The sequence below is a fragment of the Sphingobium sp. 22B genome (assembly GCF_001580035.1).
In the GTDB taxonomy this organism is placed as follows: domain Bacteria; phylum Pseudomonadota; class Alphaproteobacteria; order Sphingomonadales; family Sphingomonadaceae; genus Sphingobium; species Sphingobium fuliginis.
This window is the reverse complement of the sequence record NZ_LTAB01000036.1, coordinates 14,418-34,459: the sequence shown is the minus strand read 5'-3', so window position 1 is coordinate 34,459 and position 20,042 is coordinate 14,418. Positions and strand designations below refer to the sequence as shown.

General features: G+C 65.5%; 18 protein-coding genes, 1 tRNA gene and 1 other RNA gene. 14 read left to right on the top strand and 6 right to left on the bottom strand.

Features of this window, described 5'->3' with window-relative positions:
* Positions 1-36 precede the first annotated feature (36 nt).
* Positions 37-231: a hypothetical protein gene (locus tag A0J57_RS22100; protein ID WP_061938279.1), complete on the top strand. Its 195-nt coding sequence runs from the start codon at positions 37-39 to the stop codon at positions 229-231.
* On the opposite strand, the gene A0J57_RS22095 is transcribed toward A0J57_RS22100, so the two are convergent.
* Both A0J57_RS22095 and A0J57_RS22090 read right to left on the bottom strand, forming a co-directional pair.
* A complete protein-coding gene (locus A0J57_RS22095; protein WP_061938258.1) occupies positions 228-1,313 on the bottom strand; it encodes an HPP family protein in 1,086 nt (361 codons plus the stop codon). The two genes, A0J57_RS22100 and A0J57_RS22095, sit on opposite strands and share 4 nt — an antisense overlap.
* 161 nt (positions 1,314-1,474) lie before the next feature.
* Positions 1,475-2,131 carry an alpha/beta hydrolase gene (locus tag A0J57_RS22090; RefSeq protein ID WP_013040443.1) on the bottom strand — a complete coding sequence of 219 codons (657 nt, stop codon included), beginning with the start codon at positions 2,129-2,131 and terminating at the stop codon, positions 1,475-1,477.
* A 147-nt stretch (positions 2,132-2,278) separates the two neighbouring features.
* On the opposite strand from A0J57_RS22090, the gene A0J57_RS22085 reads away from it, so the two are divergent.
* From A0J57_RS22085 to A0J57_RS22030, 12 genes are all read left to right on the top strand, one after another.
* On the top strand, positions 2,279-3,325 hold the full coding sequence (locus A0J57_RS22085; protein ID WP_061940060.1) for a cysteine desulfurase family protein: 1,047 nt from the start codon (positions 2,279-2,281) through the stop codon (positions 3,323-3,325).
* Complete coding sequence (locus A0J57_RS22080; RefSeq protein ID WP_235600934.1) at positions 3,322-4,410, top strand: cysteine desulfurase family protein; 1,089 nt, start codon at positions 3,322-3,324, stop codon at positions 4,408-4,410. The genes A0J57_RS22085 and A0J57_RS22080 overlap by 4 nt, the downstream gene beginning before the upstream one ends.
* A 69-nt stretch (positions 4,411-4,479) precedes the next feature.
* The gene (locus A0J57_RS22075) at positions 4,480-4,815 is read left to right on the top strand and encodes a 2Fe-2S iron-sulfur cluster-binding protein (RefSeq protein ID WP_025549833.1); all 336 of its coding nucleotides are present in this window, start codon (positions 4,480-4,482) and stop codon (positions 4,813-4,815) included.
* A gap of 17 nt (positions 4,816-4,832) precedes the next feature.
* Complete coding sequence (blaSGM, locus tag A0J57_RS22070; RefSeq protein ID WP_103001355.1) at positions 4,833-5,747, top strand: SGM family class A beta-lactamase; 915 nt, start codon at positions 4,833-4,835, stop codon at positions 5,745-5,747.
* 89 nt (positions 5,748-5,836) lie between these two features.
* Positions 5,837-5,934, top strand: an RNA gene (gene ffs, locus A0J57_RS22065) — signal recognition particle sRNA small type.
* A 114-nt stretch (positions 5,935-6,048) separates the two neighbouring features.
* Entirely contained in the window at positions 6,049-7,659 is a 1,611-nt protein-coding gene (locus A0J57_RS22060; RefSeq protein WP_061940054.1) for a DNA polymerase III subunit gamma/tau, read from the top strand.
* Complete coding sequence (locus tag A0J57_RS22055; RefSeq protein ID WP_061940052.1) at positions 7,656-7,979, top strand: YbaB/EbfC family nucleoid-associated protein; 324 nt, start codon at positions 7,656-7,658, stop codon at positions 7,977-7,979. The genes A0J57_RS22060 and A0J57_RS22055 overlap by 4 nt, the downstream gene beginning before the upstream one ends.
* A 130-nt stretch (positions 7,980-8,109) precedes the next feature.
* Positions 8,110-10,506 carry an endopeptidase La gene (gene lon / locus A0J57_RS22050; protein ID WP_044662086.1) on the top strand — a complete coding sequence of 799 codons (2,397 nt, stop codon included), beginning with the start codon at positions 8,110-8,112 and terminating at the stop codon, positions 10,504-10,506.
* Positions 10,507-10,682: 176 nt separating this feature from the next.
* Positions 10,683-10,955 carry an HU family DNA-binding protein gene (locus tag A0J57_RS22045; protein ID WP_007688799.1) on the top strand — a complete coding sequence of 91 codons (273 nt, stop codon included), beginning with the start codon at positions 10,683-10,685 and terminating at the stop codon, positions 10,953-10,955.
* A gap of 287 nt (positions 10,956-11,242) precedes the next feature.
* Positions 11,243-11,319: transfer RNA gene (locus tag A0J57_RS22040), tRNA-His, on the top strand.
* A gap of 158 nt (positions 11,320-11,477) precedes the next feature.
* Positions 11,478-11,849 carry a phosphoribosyl-AMP cyclohydrolase gene (hisI, locus tag A0J57_RS22035; protein WP_044662087.1) on the top strand — a complete coding sequence of 124 codons (372 nt, stop codon included), beginning with the start codon at positions 11,478-11,480 and terminating at the stop codon, positions 11,847-11,849.
* On the top strand, positions 11,836-12,369 hold the full coding sequence (locus A0J57_RS22030) for a hypothetical protein (protein WP_061940050.1): 534 nt from the start codon (positions 11,836-11,838) through the stop codon (positions 12,367-12,369). Before hisI ends, A0J57_RS22030 begins: the two co-directional genes overlap by 14 nt.
* Positions 12,370-12,427: 58 nt before the next feature.
* On the opposite strand, the gene A0J57_RS22025 is transcribed toward A0J57_RS22030, so the two are convergent.
* From A0J57_RS22025 to A0J57_RS22010, 4 genes are all read right to left on the bottom strand, one after another.
* The gene (locus A0J57_RS22025) at positions 12,428-13,624 is read right to left on the bottom strand and encodes an MFS transporter (RefSeq protein WP_061940048.1); all 1,197 of its coding nucleotides are present in this window, start codon (positions 13,622-13,624) and stop codon (positions 12,428-12,430) included.
* Between the two features lie 116 nt (positions 13,625-13,740).
* Positions 13,741-14,418, bottom strand: coding sequence for a L,D-transpeptidase family protein (locus A0J57_RS22020; protein ID WP_061940046.1), 678 nt, complete (start codon positions 14,416-14,418; stop codon positions 13,741-13,743).
* A 93-nt stretch (positions 14,419-14,511) separates the two neighbouring features.
* A complete protein-coding gene (locus tag A0J57_RS22015) occupies positions 14,512-16,779 on the bottom strand; it encodes an NADP-dependent malic enzyme (protein ID WP_025549824.1) in 2,268 nt (755 codons plus the stop codon).
* Positions 16,780-16,789: 10 nt separating this feature from the next.
* Positions 16,790-17,713 (bottom strand): LysR family transcriptional regulator, encoded by a 924-nt coding sequence (locus A0J57_RS22010; protein ID WP_025549823.1) that lies wholly within the window; start codon positions 17,711-17,713, stop codon positions 16,790-16,792.
* A 92-nt stretch (positions 17,714-17,805) separates the two neighbouring features.
* On the opposite strand from A0J57_RS22010, the gene A0J57_RS22005 reads away from it, so the two are divergent.
* Complete coding sequence (locus A0J57_RS22005) at positions 17,806-19,902, top strand: malate synthase G (protein WP_061940044.1); 2,097 nt, start codon at positions 17,806-17,808, stop codon at positions 19,900-19,902.
* Positions 19,903-20,042: the final 140 nt, after the last annotated feature.

Below are 20,042 nucleotides of genomic sequence, written 5' to 3'. Positions count from 1 at the left end.
TTGCCACAGTCCACCGGCCGACCTATGGCCTGCTTCATGGCTGGCACGATTTTATCCATATTGATGCTCGCAGGCATGGCGCTGATCGGCGGCGGCGCCTACGCCATCGTGAAGAAGGGCAACCGCAAACGGGGCACGCTGATGATCCTCGCCGGACTGGTGATGTTCGGCAATGTCGCCATCTCCGCGATTCCCGGGCCGGACCTGCCGGTGCTGGAAAACGCCCGCTAGGCGCGAAAGGCCATCGCCGTCAGCAGGTCGGTCTGGGTAACTAGTCCGCATAGCCGCCGATCGTCATCGACCACGATCGCCTCGCGCCGGGCACCGCTGGTCAATGGCCGCAGCAGAGCCGCCACGGGCGTGTCCACATGCACGATATAGGGCTCGGACGCGATGTCCTGCACCCGCCCGCCCTCTCTCGCCAGATCCAGCGGGCCCACCACGCCCTGAACCCGGCCGGCATCGTCCAGCACGGGAAGCGACAGCAGCCGCCGTTCGTGGAGCAATTGCCGCGCCGCGGCCACCGGCTGGCCCGCCCGCACGGTGACGACATCGCGCGACATGATCTCGCCGCACGCCAGCCTGCCATGCGTCCGCTCGGCCGCCCGCATTTCCGCATCGTGCAGCACCGCCTGCAAGTCGGCCGCATTTACGTCCAGCCTGTCGCCATAGGCGTTCAGCGCTTCCTCCACGTCCTGTTCGGACGGCGTGCGCAGGATCGGCGCGGGGTCGCTGGTGCCATGGGTGGTCGCCGCCTTGGCCGCGACATGGGGATAGCTGTGCCCGGCCAGCCGGTGGAAGAGGATTGCGACGGTCACGAGCAGCGCCGTGTTCACGCCGACAGGCACGATCGCGAACATATAGCTCGGCGCGCCATGCGTCGCGCCCAGTACGGCGGAGAGGGCGACGGCGCCTCCGGGCGGGTGGAGGCAGCGCAGCACCGACATGGCGCCGATCGCGCAGCCTACCGCCAGCGCGGCGGCGATGGTGGGATCGGGGATCAGCCGGACCACCATGACTCCGACCAGTGCCGATATGATATTGCCGCCCAATACCGGCCAGGGCTGGGCCAGTGGACTGGCGGGCACGGCAAAAAGCAGCACCGCCGATGCGCCCATGGGGGCGACCAGCAGTGGATGGGCGATCCCGTTTCCCAGCATCAGTCCGCAGAGCAGCCCGGTAACGGCGATGCCGCCAATGGCGCCGCTCGCCGCCTTCAGCCGGTCCAGGAAGCCGGGACCGGCGGGAGCGGGAACAAAGGCGCTGTAATAGCGGCTCCAGATCAGGCGGACGTCGTTCTTCGGATCGGTCATGGGGCGCTGCCGCTAAAGCCCGCATGCCGACGGGCCAAGCGCAAAATTCCTCAGCCGCCTCAACCGCAGCTTCCATTCCCTTGCGGGAGGACCATGTACGATGGGCCAAAAGAAAAGGGGCCGCCGCAGCAGCCCCTCCACCTCGAACAGCGGCAATCGCCTTATCGGATCGGAGAATCCGGCGACAGGCGCATGTCGAGATAATTGTCGACCGATTTCATGAGCTGGTCCAGTTCATGCTCGAAAAAATGGTTCGCGCCACGGATTTCGTCATGGTGGATGGTGATGCCCTTCTGCGTGCGCAGCTTGTCCACCAGCTTCTGCACGGCGCTTGCCGTCACGACCTCGTCCGCCGTCCCCTGCACGATGATGCCGGAGGAGGGGCAGGGCGCCAGGAAGGAGAAGTCATACATGTTCGCTGGCGGCGCGACCGAGATGAAGCCCCGGATTTCGGGCCGCCGCATCAGCAACTGCATGCCGATCCACGCGCCGAAGGAGAAGCCCGCGATCCAGGTCGTCTGCGCCTCCGGATGGAAGCTCTGCACCCAGTCGAGCGCCGCCGCGGCATCGCTCAGCTCGCCAATGCCGTTGTCGAACGTTCCCTGGCTGCGCCCGACGCCCCGGAAGTTGAAGCGCAAGGTGGCGAAGCCGCGCCGCACGAAGGTCTTGTAGAGCGCCTGGGTGATGCGGTCGTTCATGGTGCCGCCGCCCTGCGGGTGCGGATGCAGGATCATCGCGACGGGCGCGCGGGGGCGGGGCGGCGGGCTGAAGCGGCCTTCGAGGCGACCTTCGGGTCCGGGGAAAATAACGTCGGGCATGGCACCTGTTATGGTTCTGGGCGGCCCAACCCGAAACCGGGCGAGCCGCGAATGGAGAGGGCGCAGCAGCCAGTGCTGGCGCTGCGCGACAGACCGCCTATATAGAAGTCGCCACCATTTCCGCAATCAATGAGTCTTCCCAAATCCGTGGCTTCCGACCGTCTCTATCTGGATCACGCCGCCACAACGCCGATCCTGCCCCAGGCAAGGGCAGCGATGGTCGAGGCGATGGAGAACTGGTCCAACCCGTCCAGCCCCCATGGCGATGGCCGCGCCGCCCGCGCCCTGCTGGAGGATGCCCGGCGGCGCATCGGCGCGGCGCTGGGATGGGGCGGGCAGATCATCTTCACCTCCGGCGCGAGCGAAGCCATCGCCATCGCGCTGGGCCGCGCCAGCTTTGACCGCATCCTGACCTCTCCCGTCGAACATGATTCGGTCCTGCGCGTCACGCCCCAGGCCGAGCGGCTTCAGGTGGACGCAAATGGCCTTCTCCTTGGTACTTCCCCCCTTTGCGAGGAGGAGGGGCATGAGACCATCCTTGCCATCCAGCATGTCAACAACGAAACCGGGGTCATCCAGCCTCTCGATGCGATAGACCGCAAGGGCGCCGTCCTTTTCGCGGACTGCGCCCAGAGTGCAGGCAAACTCCCCCTCCCGGATGCCGACATGATCGCGATCAGCGCGCATAAATTCGGCGGTCCTCCGGGCACGGGCGCGCTTCTGATCAAGGATCTTGCGCTGATCCGCCCGAGCGGCGGCCAGGAGCAGGGCTATCGCCCCGGCACCGAAAACCTGCCCGCCATCCTCGCCATGGCGGCGGCGCTCGACGCGCGCACGGACTGGCTTTCCAAAGCCGCGATCCTTCGCGCGCGGCTCGACGCCGCCATCGAAGCGGCCGGCGGAGAGATCGTCGCCCGCAATGCCCCGCGCATCCCGACCATCGCCAGCTATCGCATGCCCGGCCTTTCCGCCCGCGCCCAGCTTATCCAGTTCGACCTCGCCGGCATTTCCGTTTCGGCCGGCAGCGCCTGTTCTTCGGGTTCGCTCAAGACCAGCCATGTCCTCCATGCCATGGGCTGGGACGATGCGCGGGCGGGCGAAGTCGTCCGGGTCAGCTTCGGCCCGGATACGAGCGAGAAGGATCTGGATCGCTTCGCCGCGGCCTGGACCCGGATGGCGGGGCGGGCCCGGTGACGATCTATCTCGATTATCAGGCGACGACGCCTCTTGCGCCCGAAGCCTTCGATGCGATGGTCCCCCTGCTCCGCGACCAGTTCGCCAATCCGCACAGCGCCCACAGGCTGGGCCGCGCCGCCACCGCGCAGGTCGATCTTGCCCGCGCGGAAATCCTGAAGCTGCTGCCCGATGGCGGCCGCCTGATCTTCACCTCCGGCGCGACCGAGGCGCTCAACATGGCGATCCAGGGCGCTCCGCCGGGCGGCATCGTCACCATCGCCACCGAGCATGCCGCCGTCCTCGACACGGTCGACGCGCTGCGCCGGGCGGGTCGGGACGTCACGATCCTGCCAGTCGGTCCCGACGGGATCGTCGATCTTGAAGAAGCCGCCAGGGCGATCCGTCCCGGCACGGCGCTCGTCGCGGCCATGCTGGTCAATAACGAGATCGGCGTCATCCAGCCTGTTGCGGAGCTGGCCGACCTTGCGCACAGCGCAGGCGCGCTGTTCCTCTGCGACGCCGTGCAGGGCTATGGCCGCGTGCCCATCGCGCTCCGCTGCGACATGATCGCGATCAGCGCCCACAAGATTCATGGGCCGAAAGGCATCGGGGCGCTCTGGCTGCGCGAGGACGTGACTCTCACGCCGATCATCCACGGCGGCGGCCAGGAGGGCGGCCTGCGTTCGGGCACCCTTTCGCCGGCCCTGTGCGCGGGTTTCGGGGCCGCCGCCCGGCTGATGCGCGAACGGGCGGAAAGCGACCGCCTGCATGTGGAAGCGCTCTGGAGCGCCGCCCATGGCCTCTTCTCCCAATGGACGGTCAACGGCAGCGAGGATTTGCGCTATCATGGCAATCTGAACCTCCGAAGGGCAGGAGTCGACGGCGCGCGGTTGTTGTCGGAATGCCGCGATGTCGCTTTTTCGCTCGGCAGCGCTTGCGCAAGTGGGTCCGGGCGGCCTAGCCATGTGCTGCGCGCACTCGGCCTTTCAGACGCGGAGGCGCGCGCATCGGTGCGGATCGGCTTCGGCCGGTACACGACACTGGCCGAATTGGGGGATGCGGCGGAGGCAATGAACAGGGCAGCCCAAATATGGGCGCCATGAAGCGTCGTGCGAAAGAGCGGAAGACCGTTTTTCGCATCATGCGGCAACAGAGAGCGGGGAACGCATATCATGACCAGGGTCGTCTTCATCAGCGCCGATGGAGAGCATAAGCAGGAGGTCGAAGCGCCGACGGGCGCCGTGTTGCTGGAGGTCGCGCAGGCAGCGGGCCAGCCGCTCGAGGGAACCTGCGAGGGGCAGATGGCCTGCTCCACCTGCCATGTCATCGTCGATGCCGCCGACTTCCCGAAGCTGAAGCGGGCGAGCGAGGATGAGGAGGACATGCTGGACCTTGCCGCCGCCGCGACCCGAACCAGCCGCCTGTCCTGCCAGATCGTGCTGGACGAAAAGCTGGACAGCCTGACGGTCCGCATTCCGGGCGAATCCTATAATATGCAGGGAATGTAGGCTTGTCGAAGCGCCTGATCCTTGCGGCTCTGCTGCTCGCCGCGCCGGCTTTCGCGCAGCAGGAGGCGCCGCGACCTTCGCTCCTGCCGCCAGCGCCCCGCTACATGGTGAGCGAATCCGCTTTGGCATCCGTGCGCAATCCCAAGGAGATAGAGAGCGCGACCGGCGGCCGGCTGGGCGTCGCGCTGGTCGACAGCAAGGGCGCTTTGATGCTGGGCTTCAACCGGGACGAGCGCTTCGCCATGTGTTCGACCTTCAAGGCCCCGCTCGCCGCAGCCGTGCTGACCGGGGCGGAAGGCGGCAAGTTCGGGTTGGAGGGGCAGATCAGCTTCACCAGGTCCGATCTCCTGGACTATGCCCCGGTCGTCAGGAAGAATGCGAAGCGCGGCCGCATGTCGATGGAGGAACTGGCGGCGGCAGCCGTGGAGGTCAGCGACAACAGCGCCGCCAACCTGCTGCTGCCGATGGTCGGCGGGCCGGAGGGCCTGACCCGCTTCATCCGCGCCCATGGCGACATGGTGACGCGGCTCGACCGCAATGAGCCCTCGCTCAACGAGAATGTCGAGGGCGACGAGCGCGACACCACCAGCCCTGCCGCCATGGCCGGCCTGATGGGCCGCCTGATCTTCCGCGACCTCGCGCCGGAAAGCGCCGAAAAGCTGCGCGGCTGGCTCAATGCCAGCACAACCGGCGCCAACCGGATCAAGGCGGGCCTGCCCAAGGGCTGGACATCGGGCAGCAAGACCGGAAGCTGCGGCACCGCCTATAATGACGTGGCGCTTGTAAAGGCCCCGTCGGGCGAGGAATATATCCTCGCCATCTATCTCGACCGCCCGACCATCGACGCCAGGGCCGCCGAAGCCGCCATAGCCGAAACCGCCCGCGCGGCGCTGGATTTCGTCGGGAAGGCGCAGAAGACGGGGCTGGAATAAAGCCGCGACCTTGCAGGGAATACGGCGCTCTTCTGGCGATCCCTCTCCTTGGCCCCTTGCCATGACCGCCACCTTTCGCCATATGCCGCGCCGGGAGTCGGGCGGACGTAGTCGTCGCGAACCTGGTCAGGTCCTGACGGAAGCAGCCACAGTGATTTCGCTGCGGGTCGTTCCGGCTCCCACCTCCAAACAGCATCCGTTCGGACCGGGCCTGACGGCGTCCACTTCTTCTTTCGATGTTGGAACGATGAAGGCTGCCCTTCGGGTCGCCAAGCCCCGTACGAACGGCTAGAAGATTCGCATGTCCGATTCCCCCCAGCCCTATCGCGTGCTCGCGCGCAAATATCGCCCGCGCAATTTCCGGGAACTGATCGGGCAGGACGCGATGGTCCAGACGCTGGGCAATGCGATCCGCCGGGGACGCCTGGCCCATGCCTTCCTGATGACCGGCGTGCGCGGCGTGGGAAAAACCTCCACCGCGCGCCTCATCGCCAAGGCGCTGAACTGCATCGGCCCGGACGGGCAGGGCGGTCCCACCATCGATCCCTGCGGCGTCTGCGAACCCTGCATGGCCATTGCCGAGGGACGCCATATCGACGTGGTCGAAATGGACGCCGCCAGCCATACCGGCGTCGACGATGTGCGGGAGATCATAGAGGCGGTGCGCTACGCCGCCGTTTCGGCCCGCTACAAGATCTATATCATCGACGAAGTTCACATGCTGTCCAAGAACGCCTTCAACGCGCTTCTGAAGACGCTGGAGGAGCCGCCGGCGCATGTGAAATTCCTCTTCGCCACGACGGAAGTGAACAAGGTGCCGGTGACGGTGCTGTCGCGCTGCCAGCGCTTCGACCTGCGCCGCATCCCCGCCGAACTGCTCGCCGCCCATTTCGCCCATGTGGTGGAGGCGGAATCGGTCGCCGCCGAAGCCGATGCGCTGGCGCTGATCGCCCAGGCGGCCGAGGGTTCGGCCCGCGACGGGCTGTCCATCCTGGACCAGGCCATAGCGCATGCGGAAATGGGCGAAGGCGCCCCGCTCGTCACCGCCATGCAGGTTCGCGACATGCTGGGCCTCTCCGACAGGGGCGCCACACGCCGCCTGCTGGGCCTGCTGCTCGAAGGCGACACCGGCGCGCTGCTTGGCGCGGTGCGCGATCAATATGCGCTTGGCGTGGAGCCGCTCTCGCTGATGCGTGGCCTGCTGGAACTGGTCCATGCGGTGACGCTGGTGAAGGCGGGCCGCGACATCGCCAATCCCGGCCAGTCGGCGGAGGAGCGCGAGGCTCTGGCGGATTGGGCCTCGCAACTCGGCTTCGCGCCGCTGCACCGGCTATGGCAATTGCTGCTGAAGGGCCATGAAGAGGTTGCCAGCGCGGCATTGCCGATCGAAAGCTGCGAAATGGCGCTGCTGCGCGTGATGCACGCCGCGACCATGCCCGATCCCGGCGAGATCGCCCGCCTGCTGCGCGAAGGCGCGCCTGCGGCCGCCGCTCCGGGGCAGGCGCCTGCCGCCATACCCTCCGGATCACCTGCCGCGAAACTTCCGGCCAGCTTCGAAGAGCTGATCGAAGCCTTCTGGCAGCGCGGCAAGGGGCAACTTGCGCAGGAAATGCATGATTGCATCGGCCTTGTCCGCTATGCCGCGCCGGAACTGGACTATGCCCCGACGCCTTCCCTGTCGTCCGATTTCCTTGCCCGCCTGAACCCGGCGCTGCGCGAGGTGACCGGCACGGCCTGGCGCGTCAGCGCCGTCGACGGTCCTGCTGCGCCGACCCTGCTGGAACAGGAAATGCGCAAGGCGGCGGATGCCCGTGCGGAAATCATGGAAACCCCGGTGGTCAAGGCGGCGTTGGCTGCTTTCCCCGATGCCGAGCTTGGCGACGAGCTCGAACAATGGAGTGCAGAGCGATGAAGGATCTGAACGAAATATTGGGCATGGCGAGCCGCGTGCAGGAGGAACTGCAACGCGCTCAGGAAAATCTCGACAAGCTGGAGGTGGAGGGCAGCGCAGGCGGCGGACTGGTCAAGGTCCGCGCCTCGGCCAAGGGGCGCATATTGGGCGTCGCCATCGACGACAGCCTGCTCGCCGTGTCGGAAAAGCAGATGCTGGAGGACCTTATTACCGCCGCGTTCAACGATGCGCGCAAGAAGGCGGATGAAGTGTCCAGCGGCGAAATGGGCAAGATGACCGCCGGCCTGCCGCTGCCGCCCGGCTTCAAACTGCCTTTCTGATCGTGAGCGTGCCGGGGATCAGCCTTTATTCATCATTGCGATCCCATAACGCATGATTGAACCATGCGGCGACCATCCCCATAAAGGCGATGAACCGCATGACTGGGTGGAATGTCACCCCGGAGAGTGAATGACTACGCAATATCCCCTGCTTCCTCTGCGCGACATCGTCGTCTTCCCGCAGATGATCGTGCCGCTGTTCGTGGGCCGCGACAAGAGCGTGGCCGCGCTCGAATCGGCGATGGAAGGCGACAAGGAAATCTTCCTCGTGTCGCAGCTCGACCCGGCGGAGGATGATCCGGGCCAGGATTCGCTCTACGACACCGGCGTCATCGCCGTGGTGCTGCAATTGCTGAAGCTGCCCGACGGCACCGTTCGCGTGCTGGTGGAGGGCAAGCAGCGCGCCCGGCTGGACGGCATCGGACAGGCCGACGGCCATATGGTCGCGGATGTGACGGCGGTCGAGGAAATCGACGCCGAAGGGCCGGAGGCCGCCGCGCTGATGCGTTCGGTGGCGGAGCAGTTCGAAAATTACGCCAAGCTCAACAAGAAGCTGCCGGCAGAAACCCCCGTGCAGTTGCGCGAGATCGAGGATGCGGGGCGTCTGGCCGATGCCGTCGCCGCCAACATCAACGTCAAGGTCGCCGACAAGCAGTCGCTGCTGGTCGAAGCCGACCCGGTCAAGCGCCTCGAAATGGTCTTCGCCTTCATGGAGGGCGAATTGGGCGTGCTCCAGGTGGAGAAGAAGATTCGCGGCCGCGTGAAGCGGCAGATGGAGAAGACCCAGCGCGAATATTATCTCAATGAGCAGTTGAAGGCGATCCAGCGCGAACTGGGCAATGGCGATGGCGAAGAAGGCGACGAACTCGCTGAACTCACCGAGAAGATCGCCAAGGCCAAGCTGAGCAAGGAAGCCCGCGCCAAGGCGACGGCGGAGCTGAAGAAGCTCAAGGGCATGCAGCCCATGTCCGCCGAAGCCACGGTGGTGCGCAACTATCTCGACGTGCTGCTGGGCCTGCCCTGGGGCAAGAAGGGCAAGGTCAAGACCGACCTCAAAAAGGCGCAGGCGATCCTCGATGAGGATCATTTCGCGCTGGAGAAGGTCAAGGACCGGATCATCGAATATCTCGCGGTGCAGGCGCGCACCAACAAGCTGAAGGGCCCCATCCTGTGCCTCGTCGGGCCTCCGGGCGTCGGCAAGACCTCGCTCGGCCGTTCGATCGCCAAGGCGACCGGACGGGAGTTCGTGCGCCAGTCGCTGGGCGGCGTGCGCGACGAAGCGGAAATCCGGGGGCACCGCCGCACCTATATCGGTTCGTTGCCGGGCAAGATCGTGACCAACCTCAAGAAGGCCGGGACGATGAACCCGCTCTTCCTGCTGGACGAAATCGACAAGCTGGGACAGGATTTTCGCGGCGACCCCGCCTCCGCGCTGCTGGAGGTGCTGGACCCCGAACAGAACAGCAAGTTCCAGGATCATTATCTGGAGATCGACGTCGACCTTTCAGACGTCATGTTCGTGACCACCGCCAACTCTTTGAATTTGCCGCAGCCTTTGCTCGACCGCATGGAGATCATCCGGCTCGAAGGCTATACGGAGGATGAAAAGGTCGAGATCGCCCAGCGGCATCTGTTGCCCAAGCAGATCGACGCCCACGGCCTGAAGGAAGGCGAACTCGACGTCACGGAGGAGGCGGTTCGCGATCTGATCCGCTACTACACCCGCGAAGCCGGCGTCCGCACGCTGGAGCGCGAAGTGGCGCGCCTCGCCCGCAAGGCGCTGCGCAAGATCCTCGAAGGCGCCTATGACAAGGTGACGATCACGCCGGACAATCTGGCGGACTATGCCGGCGTTCGTAAATTCCGCCACGGCGTGGGTGAGGAAGAGCATCAGATCGGCGCGGTGACGGGCTTGGCGTGGACCGAGGTGGGCGGCGAACTGCTGACCATCGAAGCGGTGACCGTGCCCGGCAAGGGCGCGATCAAGACCACCGGCAAGCTGGGCGAGGTCATGAACGAGTCGGTCCAGGCCGCCTTCTCCTATGTGAAGGCGCGCTCGCCCGGCTACGGGATCAAGCCCAGCATCTTCACCCGCAAGGACATCCACATCCACCTTCCCGAAGGCGCGGTGCCCAAGGATGGCCCCTCGGCAGGCATCGGCATGGTGACGACCATCGTGTCGACCCTGACCGGCATTCCGGTGCACAAGGATGTGGCGATGACCGGTGAAGTCACGCTGCGGGGCCGCGTCCTTCCTATCGGCGGCCTCAAGGAAAAGCTGCTTGCGGCGCTGCGCGGCGGCATCAAGACGGTGTTGATCCCTGCGGAAAACGAGAAGGATCTGGCGGAGATTCCGGCCAATATCAAGGAAGGGCTGGAGATCGTTCCCGTGTCCCATGTCGATGAGGTGCTGGCCCGCGCACTGATGAGCAAGCCGGAAGCGATCGCGTGGACCGAGGAGGATGACCTTGCCGCCCAGCCGAACCCGGCGCAGGGGCGGGACGGGGAAGCGTCCATTCGTCACTAAGCTGACTAAGGAAAGCGGCGTCGCACGGCTATTCAGCAAGCTTTTACCATAAAATCTTGCTTGACCGGCCGCCGACGCCGCTTTCCCTTTGACAAGGCCCGAAAGCTGGGCCTTATTGCGCCGCCTACGCCGCGATTCCTAAACTATCCAAACAGCTAGAAGGGGGTTCCCAAGGCATGAACAAGCAGGATCTTATCAGCGCAGTCGCTGAAAGCAGCGGCCTTTCCAAGAGCGACGCCAGCAAGGCCGTCGAGGGTGTTTTCGACGCCATCACCGGAGCCCTGAAGAAGGGGGATGAAGTTCGTCTGGTCGGTTTCGGCACTTTCTCCGTTTCGCAGCGCAAGGCCTCGACCGGCCGCAACCCGCGCACGGGCGAGACGATGACGATCAAGGCTTCGGCCCAGCCCAAGTTCAAGGCCGGCAAGGGCCTGAAGGACTCGGTCAACTAAGGATTTTCAAGGGGCGCTCCACGGCGGAGCGCCTCGGTCCGTTTTCGAGCCGGCATCGCGGTTGGCGGAATTTTTATCGGAGAGAGACTGCCGGATTTGAGCGCGGCAGCAGGGAGCGGGGCTCTCATGCGCGCTGATCTTCCAGGGCATGAAAAGGGGTGGGGGCATCACGCTTCTCACCCCTTTTCTTTTTATTTCGGCATTGCGGCTTTTTCCGCATCAGGCCGCTTGACGGCGCGGGAAGGGCCGCATATGTGGCCTTTCTCTCAAGGGGCACAGCCCCTGTGGCGATCGTAGCTCAGTTGGTTAGAGCGCCGGTTTGTGGTACCGGAGGTCGCGGGTTCGGATCCCGTCGATCGCCCCATTTTCCTTCTTCGCTGGATGAATTTGCGCGAGGGGCGCCTGGTCGCCTTCGTCCCTGGTTCACGCTCAGCCAGTCGAAACTGCTCTCCTTCTTTCCCGCGACGGCTCTTCATCATTCAGGGCTTCGCACGAGGGCCACCGCCCTCTATAGCCGCCTTCATGGACGAAGCACGTGACCGGGGACTGACCCTCAATCCCAAATATGACAAGGACGGCCTGATCACGGCCGTCGTGACCGATGTGGACAGCGGGGAACTGCTGATGGTCGCGCATATGAATGCGGAGGCGCTTCAGCTTACCCGCGATACCGGCCTTGCGCATTTCTGGTCGCGCAGCCGCCAGTCGCTCTGGAAGAAGGGCGAGACGTCCGGCCATATGTTGCAGGTGCGCGATCTTCGCATCGATTGCGACCAGGACGCTGTCTGGGTGAAGGCCCTACCCGCAGGTCCCACCTGTCACACCGGCGCGCGCTCCTGCTTCTTCCGCCGCATCGGCCCGGAAGGCCTGACAGCTGTCGATGCGGCCGACTAGCCTTGCCGCATTGCTGTTGCTCGCGGCGTGCCAGCGTGAGGCTGCGCCCGCACAGGGGCCGCGCGAAACCGGCATACAGACCAGTTCCGGCCTCGAACGTGCAGCGATCGAAACCGGCGTGATCGCTGATGCGGCCAAGGTGCCTGCCATCGGCCTCTACCAGCGCAATCATGAAGCCGGTCGCGATGCGCTTTGCGTAGTCCCGGCCAAAAATGGCGACTATCGCTTCGGCCTGGAGGCGACCTTCGGGGAGGATCAGAGCTGTGCAGGCAGGGGCTCCGCGCGGCCAGCGGGCGACAAGCTGATCCTCAGCTTCTCCCATAGCGATCATTGCATCGTGGTGGCCCAATATGACGGCGATCAACTGTCGCTGCCGGGCGTTGTCGACATGAACTGCGCGAATGTCTGCAAGGGAAGGGGCTCCCTCGAAGGCGTCAGTTTCCCCCGCGTGGCGAGCGACGCCGCATCGGCTTTCCAGGCCCGCGACAGTGGTGGCGGGCTGCTATGCGAGTCGGACTAGACGCTTCGGACCCTGTCATGCTCCGGCGAACGGCGGAGTGCGGGATGTGTTGGAGGACTTACTCGCAGGCTACCGCCGCCAAGCGCAAGGACCTTTGGCGCAGGTTCAAGGCCAGCAGGAAGACCGCCAAGCCCCCCAAGGCCAATCCCGCGCCGATCCACCCGGTCGATGTCAGGCCGTAGCCGGCCGAGATCGCGAGCCCGCCAAGCCATGGTCCCAGCGCATTGGCGACATTGAAGGCACCGTTATGCGCCGCCGCCGCCAGCGTCTGCGCATCGCCCGCCACGTCCATCAGCCGGGTCTGCAACACGCTGCCCAGGCCCCCGCCGCAGCCGATCAGGAAAATCACCAGCGACAGGCTCCAGATATTGCCGGCCATCAGCGGGAACAACGCCAGCGACGCCGCGCTCCACAGCAGCACGCCGATAGCGGTCCGATTCGGCGCCCGATCCGCCGCCGATGCCGCAATCAGATTGCCGATCGTCAGGCCTATGCCGAAGATCGCCAGCACCACCGGCACCAACTCCTCGGACACATGGGTCACGGAAATCATCGTCGAGGCGACATAGGTGTAAACCGCGAACAGCCCGCCGAAGCCGATAGCGCCGGTCAGCAGCGTCAGCAGCACCTGCGGTTCGCGCAACGCGCCCAGTTCGCGCATCGGGCTGGCCTCCGGATCGCCGGCGTCGCGCGGCGCATAGATCGCCACCAGCGTCACCGTGATCACCGCCAGCAACGCCACGATGCCAAAGCCCCAGCGCCACCCCAGCGCCTGCCCCGTCCAGTTCGCCACCGGCACGCCGACCACGGTGGCGACCGTCAGGCCCGTCATCACCTGCGCCACCGCCAGCGCGCGCCGGTCATTCGGCACCAGGGACGCCGCCACCAGCGCCGCGACGCCGAAATAGGCGCCATGGGGCAGACCGCTCAGGAAGCGGAACAACAGCATGGTCGTATAGTCGGGCGACAGGGCGCTGAGCGCATTGCCTATCGCGAACCATGCCATCAGCCCGATCAGCAGCTTCCGCCGGGGCAGCCGCGCGCCCAGCACGGCGATCAGCGGTGCGCCCACCACCACGCCCAGCGCATAGGCGCTGATGGCATGGCCCGCCATGGGTTCGCTGATACGCAGATCGCCCGCGAAAAAGGGCAGCAGGCTCATCGCCGCGAATTCGGTCGTGCCGATGGCGAAGGCGCCCATGGAGAGCGCGAGAATGACGAGAGCGGGGTGAACCGCGCGGCTGGCCTGCGCCATCGGTTGCTCCATGTTGCGATGCGATAGGAATGCCGTCCGCACATGATAGAGTTGCGGATTGAAATCAAGTTATCATCACATGACTTTATTGCAATTACGCCAATAAGTTGCGCAACTCACATGGCCTGTCGGGCCTGGCTGGTGTCCAGCATCCTGCCATTGGTGATGACGACCAGGTCGCCCACCTTGGTCACGCCGAACAGCTTTTTCGCGAACGGCTTTGGCACACCGATGCAGCCATGGGTGGCATTGCCCCACTGGACGTCGCTGCCGTGGATCGCCACGCCGTCGCTGGTCAGGCGCAACGTGTAGGGCATCGGCGCGTTGTTGTAGGTCCGCGAATAATGATCGGCGTCCTTTTCCGTGATCGGGAACGCGCCAAGGGGACTGGGCTTGTCGTCCGCGCCATAGAGGATGACCGCCGATCCGATCTCATAACCGGCGCGGAATACCGACAATGTCTGCGCCTTGAGGTCAACCGTGATGATGACCCTTCCGGTCGCCGGCGCGCCGCTTTCGTCCCAGACATAATCGCCATGGCGGAAAGGGCCTTCGATGGGGAGCACCCGCCTGACCATCAGGGCGTGCGGATCGACCGCGAGGGGCTGGGCGCGGGTGCGCTCGACCGGTGGGGATGACCTGGCCGGCTTCGGCGCTTCACTCCTTTGAGCGCTTGTCCTGCCCTGCGGAGGGAGATCGCGCCCGCGGCCGAACGACAGGCCCAGCAACAGCATCACCGCCGCCGCACCGCCGCCGATCGCCAGCTTCACCCGCGTTGAAACCCGTCCCGCCATGAACCGTTCGTTACCTCAGATCGTCGTCATCCGCGCGGGGGCGGGGATGACGACCCGTAGCAGCCCAAGCCATTGCAGAAAAAGGTTAAGGCTTCAGCCTTCCCGTTCCACCTCCGCTGCGGCTATGGCGGTAAGGTTCAGGATGCCGCGCGCCGTCACGCCGGGCGTCAGCACATGGATCGGCTGCGCCAGACCGACCAGCATCGGCCCGACAGTAGGCGAACTGGAGGAAGCCGACAGCGCCGTCAGCGTGATGTTCGCCGCGTCGAGATTGGGCATGACCAGCAGGTTGGCCGGCCCCTCGAACCGCGAATCCGGGATCAGCCGCTCCCGCAATCCCTGGCTGAGCGCTGCATCGGCATGCATCTCGCCATCGACCATCAGTTCCGGCGCGGCCTTCTTCACCAGCTTGAGCGCCTCCCGCATCTTGCGGGCGCTGGGGGAATGGGACGCGCCGAAATTGGAATGCGACAGCAGCGCCACGCGCGGCGTCAGCCCGAAATGCTTGAGTTCAGTCGCGCCAAGCAGCGCCATTTCCGCAATCTGGTCGGGCGTGGGATCGGGCACCATATGGGTGTCGGTGATGAACAGCGCGCCCGCGTCCAGGATAAGGCCGGAAAGCGCATAGACCCGGCTGTTGCCCGGGGTGCGGTCGATGATGCGCAGCACATGTTCGACCTCGCCCCAATATTCGCTGTTGCCGCCCACCAGCGCCGCATCGACCCGTCCGGTGCGCAGCAGCATGGCCGCCGTGACGCTGGGCCGGCGGTAGACATGGCGCACGACCTCTGCCGAGGAAACGCCGCGCCGCGCGGCGACGGCGCGATACGCCTCGACCAGTTCGCCCATCAGCAGATGGTCCGTTTCGGGATCGACCACCTCGACATCGCGATCCAGCGCGAAGCTGAGGCCGAGGTCGGGCAGTTTCTGGTTCAATATGCGCCGGCGCGCCACGATGATCGGGCGGACGATGCCTTCGTCCAGCGCATCCTGAATGGCGCGCAGCACGCGCTCATCCTCGCCCTCGCCATAGGCGATGCGCCGCTGCGTTCCCCGCGCTGCCTCGAACACCGGCAGCATCAACTGGGCCGACCGCGTATTCTGCTGCGTGAGCTGTCGCTTATAGGCTTCCAGGTCGAGCTGCCGCTTGGCGACGCCGCTGTCCATGGCCGCCTTTGCCACGGCGCAGGCGATCTCCGCGATCAGGCGCGGGTCGAAGGGGGTGGGGATGATATAGTCCGGCCCGAACACCAGCTTGCGCCCGCCATAGGCCTGGGCGACGCTGTCATGGGCGGGCATGCGGGCGAGATTGGCGATGGCGTCGGCGGCGGCGACCTTCATCGCCTCGTTGATCTCGGTCGCCCGCGCATCCAGCGCGCCCCGGAAGATATAGGGGAAGCACAGGACGTTGTTGACCTGATTGGGATAGTCCGACCGCCCAGTGGCGATGATTGCGTCGGGCCGCGCCTCCCGCGCCACTTCGGGGCGGATCTCCGGCTCCGGATTGGCGAGCGCGAAGATCAGCGGATTGGGGGCCATCAGCGGCAGCCATTCGGGCTTCAGCACGCCGGGCGCGGAAAGGCCCAGGAACAGGTTCGCCCCCGGCAGCACGTCGGGCAGGGTCCGCGCGTTGGTGGTGCGGGCATAGCGGGCCATGTTCGGCAACATGCCCTCGCGTTCCGAATGGATGACGCCGTCCTTGTCGGTCAGCGTGACATTCTCTTGTCGAAGGCCCATCGACACCAGCAGGTCGACGCAGGCCAGCGCCGCCGCGCCCGCGCCGGAGGTGACGAGCTTGGCATCCGCCAGCGTCTTGCCCTGCAACACCAGTGCATTGCGCACCGCCGCCGCTACCACGATGGCGGTGCCATGCTGGTCGTCGTGGAAGACCGGAATGTTCATCCGCTTCTTCAACTCCGCCTCTATGGCGAAGCATTCCGGCGCCTTGATGTCCTCCAGATTGATGCCGCCGAAGGTCGGTTCCAACAGGGCGACGGCGTCTACGAATTTCTCGGGATCGGTGGTGTCGACTTCGATGTCGAATACGTCGATGTCTGCGAATTTCTTGAAGAGGACGGCCTTGCCCTCCATCACCGGCTTGGAGGCCAGCGCACCGATGGAGCCCAGGCCCAGCACTGCCGTTCCGTTGGAGATCACCGCGACCAGATTGCCCCGCGCGGTATAGTCCATCGCCTTTTCGGGATCTGCGGCAATGTCGACGCAGGGCGCGGCGACGCCGGGCGAATAGGCCAGCGCCAGGTCGCGCTGGTTGACCATGCGCTTGGTCGGTTCGATCCTCAGCTTTCCGGGTTGCGGATAGCGGTGATAGTCTAGGGCGGCGCGCCGGGTGTTTTCGTCCATGAAATGGCCCTTAAAGCCGCTTTTCCGCGCGGGCAATGCCCGACCGCTCCCATGGCGGGCTGGGGGCATATAGTCCGACAAGAAAATCAATGAAGGCGGTGATGGCGAGTGGCGGATTATTCTGTGGCAGATGAACGGCATAGAGGCCGACATCCGCCGATCCCTCATGATCCGGCATGATCTGCCGAATATCGCCCCGCTCCAGGGCGTCGCTCACGTCCCAGAGCGAGCGCAGGGCGACGCCCACCCCGGAAAGCGCCAGTTCCCGGACCATTTCGCTGCTGTTGGTGCGGACATGGCTGTCGCCTTCGATCAGGACCGGGCCCCTGGGTCCGAGCAGGCGCCAGGGCAATTGTCCCTCCGCCGCCAGCAGGCGGTGCTTGCGAAGATCGGCGGCGGTCTGCGGCATGCCGAAGCGCGTCAGATAATCGGGGGCAGCGCATAGCACGCGCCGGTTGGTCGCCAGCCGATGAGCGGCAAGGCCCTGGCCTGGATCGGCCGTGATGCGGATGGCCAAGTCCGCGCGGGTCGCCAGCAGGTCGGCATAGTCGTCCGACAAATCTATCTGCATCCGGACCTTGGGGTGCGCCTCCAGAAACCGGCCCAGATAGGGTGCGACGTGCATGCGCCCGAAGGATGTCGGCGCGGATACCCGTAGCGTCCCTGTCGCCTCCGCCGAAGCGCCGGAGACGCGCCGCTCCGCCGCGTCCAGCGCGGCCATGATCGCGCGCAGGTCTTCATGCAGCCGTTCGCCGGCCGGAGTCAGCGCCAGCCGCCGCGTCGTCCGGTGGATCAGCCGGGTGCCCAGCCGATCCTCCAGCCGGACCAGCCGCTTCGACACCATGGCGGGCGAGACATGCAATCTTCGTCCCGCCGCCGCCATGCCGCCTTCGTCCACGATCGTCGCGAAAAGATCATAATCCGGGTCCATCATTTGTTTCACCAGAGGAAAATCTGAATTCGAATAATATCATCTACCGCGCATAATGCGCCCCGTCTATGGTCCCGCCCAAAGGAGACCATCCCATGACCAGCATGACCGATCGCGCGGGCCTCAAGGTCGCGCAGCAACTCGCCACCTTCATCGAGGAGCGCGCGCTTCCCGGCACGGGCATCGATGCCGGTGCTTTCTGGCGTGGCGCCGCCGCGATCTTCGCGCAATTCGCGCCGGAAAATGCGGCGCTGCTGGCCAAGCGCGACGCGATCCAGGCGCAGATCGACGGCTGGCATCGGGAAAGGGCGGGCCAGCCTGTTGACGCTGCCGCCTATCAGGCATTCCTGCGCGACATCGGCTATCTCGTCCCCGAACCTGCGCCGTTTCAGATCGGCAGCGAAAATGTCGATGAGGAAATAGGGCGCCTCGCCGGACCGCAGCTGGTCGTTCCCATCCTCAACGCCCGTTTCCTGCTGAACGCCGCCAATGCGCGCTGGGGCAGCCTCTATGACGCGCTCTACGGCACCGACGCGATTCCCGGCTCGGCGGCTGGCAAGGGCTATGACGCGCAGCGCGGCGCGCAGGTCATCGCCTGGGCGAAGGCTTTCCTGGACGAAGCGATACCGCTCGCTAACGGCTCCTGGGCCAAGCTCGCCAGCGACGACATCCAGCTTGCCGATCCCGGCCAATATCTCGGACGGAGCGAGAAGGGCCGACTCTTCCGCCATAATGGCCTGCACATCGAAGTCGTCTTCGATCGCGCGCACCCCATCGGCAAGGACGATCCGGCGGGCATAGCCGACGTCATCCTCGAATCCGCGCTCACCACCATCTGCGATCTCGAGGACTCCGTCGCCGCCGTCGACGCGGAGGACAAGGTCGCCGCCTATTCCAACTGGCTCGGCCTGATGCAGGGCGACCTCACCGACACGTTCGAGAAGAACGGCGCCATGATGACCCGCGCCCTCAACCCCGACCGCGGCTATACCGCGCACGACGGCAGCACCTTCACCCTGCCGGGCCGCAGCCTGCTGTTCGTCCGCAATGTCGGCCATCTGATGACCACGCCCGCCGTCCTGCTCGCCAACGGGCAGGAAGCGCCCGAAGGCATTCTCGACGGCATCGTCACCACGCTGATCGCCCTGCATGATCTGAAGCGTGAAGGCGGCAACAGCCGCACCGGCAGCGTCTATATCGTCAAGCCGAAGATGCACGGCCCCGAAGAAGTCGGCTTCACCAACCGCCTGTTCGACGCCATCGAAGACCTGCTGGGCCTCAACCGCCACACCCTGAAGGTCGGCGTCATGGATGAGGAGCGCCGCACCTCCGCCAATCTGGCCGCCTGCATCGAGGCGGTGAGGAACCGCATCGTCTTCATCAACACCGGCTTCCTGGACCGCACCGGGGACGAGATGCACACATCGATGCGCGCCGGCCCGATGATCCGCAAGGGCGAGATGAAGACCAGCGACTGGATCGCGGCTTACGAGGACCGCAACGTCCAGATCGGCCTCGCCTGCGGCCTGTCGGGCCGCGCCCAGATCGGCAAGGGCATGTGGGCCGCGCCGGATCGCATGGCCGACATGCTGGACCAGAAGGTCGGCCATCCCAGGAGCGGCGCCAACACGGCCTGGGTTCCGTCCCCCACGGCGGCGACGCTGCACGCGACTCATTATCACCGCATCGACGTCTTCGCCCGCCAGGCGGAACGCAAGGCCGAGGCCATCGCACCCCTCGACAAGCTGCTGGCCATTCCGGTCGCGCAGCCGGGCCGCAACTGGTCGGAAGAGGAAATCGCCCAGGAACTGGACAATAATGCGCAAGGCATCCTTGGCTATGTCGTCCGCTGGATCGATCAGGGCGTCGGCTGCTCCAAGGTTCCCGACATCCATGACATCGGCCTGATGGAGGACCGCGCCACGCTGCGCATCTCCTCGCAGCATATGGCGAACTGGCTGCTTCACGGCGTCTGCACGAAGGAGCAGGTCGACGCCGCCTTCACCCGCATGGCCGCCAAGGTCGATGCCCAGAATGCGGGCGACCCGCTCTACCGGCCGATGAGCGGCAACCCGGACAGCCTTGCCTGGCAGGCGGCTCGCGCCCTGATCTTCGAGGGCGTGGCGCAGCCCAACGGCTATACCGAACCGCTGCTCCACAAATATCGGGCACTGGCCAAGGCGACGGCTTGAGGCTGTGGGATTGAGGCGGATGGCTCATCGTGCCGCCTGTCCTGCCAGCAGCACATAGCCCTTTTCAGAATTTCCTGCCCAGCTATGTTGGGCAGGAGCCGGCGGCGTTCTATCAAGTCATTTTCATCCAACCCTGCCTG